General features: G+C 67.0%; 3 protein-coding genes, 1 tRNA gene and 1 pseudogene. 3 read left to right on the top strand and 2 right to left on the bottom strand.

The genetic code is table 11. The annotated features are described in order from the left end of the window. Positions 1–323, bottom strand: a pseudogene (locus MJ785_RS22390) (protein serine/threonine phosphatase 2C family protein); the annotation flags it as partial. Positions 324–975: 652 nt separating this feature from the next. On the opposite strand from MJ785_RS22390, the gene rlmB reads away from it, so the two are divergent. Next, positions 976–2,241, top strand: a complete 1,266-nt coding sequence (gene rlmB, locus MJ785_RS19255) for a 23S rRNA (guanosine(2251)-2'-O)-methyltransferase RlmB (RefSeq protein ID WP_239382132.1) — start codon at positions 976–978, stop codon at positions 2,239–2,241. A 14-nt stretch (positions 2,242–2,255) separates the two neighbouring features. Here the strand turns inward: rlmB and MJ785_RS19250 are convergent, their stop codons facing one another. Next, positions 2,256–2,753: a MarR family winged helix-turn-helix transcriptional regulator gene (locus MJ785_RS19250; protein WP_239313571.1), complete on the bottom strand. Its 498-nt coding sequence runs from the start codon at positions 2,751–2,753 to the stop codon at positions 2,256–2,258. A 666-nt stretch (positions 2,754–3,419) separates the two neighbouring features. Here MJ785_RS19250 and MJ785_RS19245 point away from each other — a divergent pair. Together MJ785_RS19245 and MJ785_RS19240 are read left to right on the top strand one after the other, a co-directional pair. Next, on the top strand, positions 3,420–4,178 hold the full coding sequence (locus tag MJ785_RS19245) for a FadR/GntR family transcriptional regulator (protein ID WP_239313574.1): 759 nt from the start codon (positions 3,420–3,422) through the stop codon (positions 4,176–4,178). 200 nt (positions 4,179–4,378) lie between these two features. Further along, positions 4,379–4,451 (top strand) — tRNA-Thr (locus MJ785_RS19240). Positions 4,452–4,623 lie beyond the last annotated feature (172 nt).

The raw sequence follows: 4,623 nt of genomic DNA, 5'->3' as shown, positions 1-4,623 counted from the left end.
GGTCCTGACCCGGGTGTGCTCGACACACCGTCGCAGACGACGGCGATCAGGGTGGAGCCGACCATGGCGATACCCATGGCGTCCTCGTTGGTGGTATGTCGGACTCCCCGGTCACAGACGCCGGCAATAAGGCCAAGGTCGATCTCTCGGTGATCTGCGTCACCTGTCTCCGGCGGCATCTCGACCCGCGGCGGCATGCCGCATGTTTCGCAGCGGTGGTCATCCGAGTACGCCGGGTTCGTGCACACCGGGCAAGGCCCCCGTTCTGGTCGGTTCCGTACCTCTTCGTCCCCGGCGTACGGATGATCAAATTCTGTGGTCATGTCACACGGCTTGTCGGTGAACCGCTGATCGGTGGGAATCGTGCCGGGGTCTGGTCGATCATTCCGATCAGGATCCCTTCGGCGGCGGACATCTTGGCGGCCCTGCATGGCTTAGCGCGTCCGGCAACAGAGGGCGCGGCGTCACGGGGTGGGGGATCGGCGTCGGCGATGCGGTGTCTGTGCGTGGTCGACATGCGGCTGGCTCGACACCGGCAGTGTAATCATGGCGGAATCGACGGCGCTCTTTGATCGTATGGATGATGTCGAAGGTGTGTTCGCCGTCACGGTTTGACCATAGTGCGGCTGTTGACGGCGATGAGGTGTTAAGCAGTATGAGCTGTTGTCAGCTTGCGGACAAGCTAAGAGCGCCCGGCAATAGGGGCGTGGATCAAGGAGCGGGGCTGGGGTGCGTGCGGCGCGAGGCGGAGGAGGGAGCCACCCTGGCGTTGGGTGGCGACTGACGACAACGCGGCGAGGTGCGTGCCCCAGCCCCGCGACGCCGCGTCCCCTATTGCCGGGCGCTCTAACACGCGCCAGACTTTCTGATCATGCAGCTTCCCGTACGGCCGGTGGCCCAAGCGAGCTGGGAAACCGTATACCGTGTGACGATGTTCTCTGACGCGTCCGGGATACGCGCTGGTGGAGTTCGCTGATGGCTGGCCAGCAACGGCGTGGCGGCGGTGGGGTGGCGCGTGGCGGCCAGGGCGGTCGAGCGGCCAAGGCGGGGTCGCATCGCAAGGGCGCGTCGGCTGGTAGCGGTGGCCAGCGCAGGAAGAGCTTGGAGGGCCGTGGCGCCACTCCGCCGGCTGAGCTGCGGCCAGGCCACCCAGCTCAGCGCAGAGCCGCTGTGATCGCGGCGGCTGAGGCGCGACGCCCGGTGGGTTCGCGGGCTACCGACAGCACTGGGCGAGCCGGCAGCGTCTCCAACGCTCGGGCGGGTACGGACAGAGCCGGTGATGACAGGGCTCGGGACGAGGGTGGCCGGGCGGCGCGCGGTCCGCGTCCACTCGCTGGGACAGGCCAGGGCCGAGGTGGGAAAAAAGGCGGGAAAACCGGTGGTGAACGGGTGCCGCGGTCCGGTGGTCGTGCTGGCGGGCCCGTCCGCGGCGGACCGGATCGGGCTGGTTCGTCCCGCTCCGGCCGAGCGGAGCGCGATGGTCGCGGTGACCTCGACGAACTGGTAGTCGGCCGTAACGCGGTGGTGGAGGCGCTACGAGCCGGTGTTCCGGGGTCAACCCTGTTCGTTGCCGGTGGCACAGAGTATGACGAACGTCTTGACGAGGCCCGCCGGCTCGCGCCTCCTGCCGGTGTGGCTGTCGCGGATGTCGCCCGCGCCGAGCTGGACCGGATGTGCGGTTCCGCGCCGCATCAGGGGCTGGCACTGTCGGTGCCGCCGTTCCGGTATGCCCACCCCGATGACCTCCTGGCCCGTGCGCAGGCCGCGCCACCGGGATTGTTGGTGGCGTTGGACGGAGTGACCGATCCGCGTAATCTCGGTGCTGTGATCAGATCGGCGGCGGCGTTCGGCGCGCACGGCGTGGTCGTGCCCGAGCGACGGGCGGCCGGCGTGACCGCGGCGGCGTGGAAGACATCGGCGGGTGCCGCCGCCCGGTTGCCGGTGGCGCGGGCGACGAACCTGTCTCGGGCGTTGGCTGCCTGGGCGGATGCCGGCATTTTCGTCGTTGGATTGGCCGCGGACGGCGAGGTTGCTCTCGACGAGCTGGAGATGGCCGGTGATCCGCTGGCGCTGGTCGTCGGCTCAGAAGGACGTGGCCTGTCACGGCTGGTCGGGGAGCGTTGCGATCTGACCGTGCGGATCCCGATGGTCGGTAACGTCGAGTCGCTCAACGCCGGGGTCGCCGCTGGCGTGATGTTGGCGGAGATCGCCCGCCGCCGCCGGGTGGACGGACAGCGATAGCCGGGCTCCGGCCGCTAACGGAGTTGTTCGGACCACCGCGGCGTGGCTGTGGCCACGGACCGTCCGGTTTCGTCGTCGAGAATGGCGACGGACCGTTCGAGGAGAGACCGGAACTCCTCCAGCTCTCCCGGGGAGAACACGTCGGTGAGGCGCTGCTCGACCGCGAGGGCCAGCGCGTCGGCCTGCCGCAGCAACGCTAGGCCGGTTGGTGTCAGCCGGCTCTGGAAAACCTTCGCATGGACATCCGACTGCTCACGGACAATCAGTCCCTTGGCTTCGAGGGTGAGCAGCAGGCTGGCCATCGACTGGGGCGTGACCATGCACCTTCGGGCGAGCTGGGCGCCGGAGAGACCGGGTGACTCGGCAAGGGTGAACAGCGCGGTGTACTGCGGGACGGAAAGCCCGACATCACGCAGTGCCCGGGTCTTCTCACGGATGAGTGCCTGCTCCGCCCTCTTGATCGAATGTCCGAGGCGGGCCACGGCGGAGGGAAGCGGCTCTTCCCACACCATTCTGAGCTCCCCTCCTTACCTTTGCCGCACTTCTCGTATGCCGCCTGGCGGGTACGGAAGGTTTTGTTCGATGACTCTGGGTGGTTAATTTCTCCCGCGTCGCGCGGAAACGTCTGGTCGCGTCACTCCTAGCTGGTTGGCAGCCTGTCGACTTTATTGCGAGCGGGGGATTCCCGGCCGGCCCTGTCGGAGGCACCCGTTTCCGTGGTTGCTGCGTGGATGTGGTGATGTGTCATACCGGTTTCCCTTGGGGTCGGCAACAGGGGGCCCGGCGTCGCGAGGCTGGGACAGGCATGCCCCTCGCGTCATCGCTCCCCGTCCCTCGCTGCCCATCCATCGCCGCAGGATGCCCGGGTACCCCGGCTCGTCGGTCGTCCCCAACACCGCCGGTGGCTCCCTGTGCCGCCTCGCGATGCATGTACCCCATTCTCGCTCCTTGATCCATTCCCCTATTGTCGGGCACTCTTATATGGCGCGTCATTGGCGGCCGCGTCGGCCCGTATTCGTGATGCTCCGCCAAGGCGCACGAGAACCTAATCTATAGCGAATATCGGTGTGGGTGGATTCACATGGCGTGGGCGGTCTCACAAGAAGTCCGTGGAGACGAGTAGTGGCTCTCTTCCGCCGGTTAGCATAGTTTTTACGCTTCAGTGAGGAGGCGGCCACATGGGTATGAGTACACCCCGAGCGGGGTACGGACCGAGCTTCAACAAGTTCGCCGAGATGGTAGCCGATGACTTGCGCGGAAGAGTGGCACGCGGTGAGGTCCGACCTGGCGACCACCTTCCACCGGAGACCGAGCTGATGGATATTTATGGTGTCGCAAGGCCGACAATGCGCGAGGCGCTACGCATCCTTGAGTCAGAATCTCTGATCGTCCTTCGCCGTGGCTCCCACCTCGGGCCACTCGTCCAGGAGCCGGACGGGCAGGTCCTGGCCCGGCAAGCCGGACTGCGGCTCCAGATGCGGGGAACGCCCGTCCGGGATCTGGCCGAGGCGCGGGCCGTCATGGATTCGGGCATTGTGGCGCTGGCCGCAAAACGCCGTACCCCGGCGGATCTGCAAGAAATGCGGGCATGTCTGGCGGCTGCCGACGCCGCGCGTAATGCGGCTGATTTCTCCCGGCGTGCCACGGATTTTCGGGTGCTGGTCGTCCGATCCTGTCACAATCAGACTCTGACGTTGCTGGCCGAGCTTGTCGCGTCGCTGCTCCGACATCAGTACGATGTTGTTCTCCGCAAGGTCCCGGAGCACGACGGACGCCGTTTCATCGAGCAGTCGCTGGCGCGTTACGCGCGGCTGACCGATCTGATCGAAAATTGTGACGTGGCAGGCGCGGTCGAGTTCTGGGACGCTCACGGAGCGATTGATGGAGAATTCGGGATGACCGGCCTGGGCACAGCCCCCATGCTGGTCTACTCCTGACCGGTGGCTCGGCCGCGGGGCTGCCGGCCGGGATGGCCGGTCCTGACGGGCCGGTGCGGGATGCGGGCATCAGCTGGGATCGGATCCGTCCGTCCGCCTCGGGGCCGTCGGCTTCGGTCCCTCAGCCGCTCCCCCCAGCCGTCGATCCCGCTGAGCGAGATCGACGGCTGATGCCCTACGCTAGGGAGGTTCCTCGGCTGGCCGGCGTGGCGCAACTGGCAGCGCACTCGACTTGTAATCGAGCGGTTAGGGGTTCGAATCCCCTCGCCGGCTCCGCTCTGACCAGGGCTTTTGCCACTGGCGTGGCCCCGGAGTGATCGCCATGTACCCAACGATGTACCCCGACGGCTCACGAGCCGTCCTCATCGGCTGCTTCATGCTCGCCCGGTTCGTCGGTGGCGTCCTTGGCCTGGTCACCGCCCATGACGAGGCCGTCGAGGCGCGT

The sequence above is a fragment of the Protofrankia sp. CiT1 genome (assembly GCF_917627335.1).
In the GTDB taxonomy this organism is placed as follows: Bacteria; Actinomycetota; Actinomycetes; order Frankiales; family Frankiaceae; genus Protofrankia.
This window is presented reverse-complemented; position numbering and strand designations above follow the sequence as displayed.